Origin of the sequence: Wenyingzhuangia sp. 2_MG-2023 (assembly GCF_030548295.1) — a bacterium.
GTDB lineage: Bacteria > Bacteroidota > Bacteroidia > Flavobacteriales > Flavobacteriaceae > Wenyingzhuangia.
Map to the genome: position 1 here is coordinate 1 of NZ_JAUOSB010000079.1, position 425 is coordinate 425.

The following is a 425-nucleotide window of genomic DNA, read 5'->3' on the forward strand; positions in this document are numbered from 1 at the left end:
AAGGAGATGGGACGTTTTACAAGATGAAAAGTGGATTAAAGTAAGTCGTGAATGGGATGAATTTATAGCACAGGGAACTCGAGTATCAAAAGAGTTTGCTGCTTTTTTAAAAGAAATCCACTAATAATACTCCGCTGAGTAGCCAGCAGCTAGGACAGCTGTATGGTATGCCTGGAAAAAGACTTCAAAGACTTTATAAAGATCACTTAAGTGACTTTAAACAATGGCAATGTAAAAACCATGCTAAACAGTGGCTTATTTATCCTGAAAACATAGGTTCCTATTTATCCATTGATGAAACAGTTCTTTCTAAAGGAGAACTCTACACCATCATTACCAATAAGCGGGCTAAAGGAAAGAAAGGTGCTTTAGTCGGCATATTCAACGGAACTAAAGTAGAGCCTATTATAGAACAGCTCCTGAAG

1 pseudogene is annotated in these 425 nt (G+C 37.4%); it reads left to right on the forward strand.

From position 1 onward, the window contains the following. Positions 1-167: 167 nt before the first annotated feature. Positions 168-425 (forward strand): annotated as a pseudogene (locus Q4548_RS16740) (DDE transposase); the annotation flags it as partial.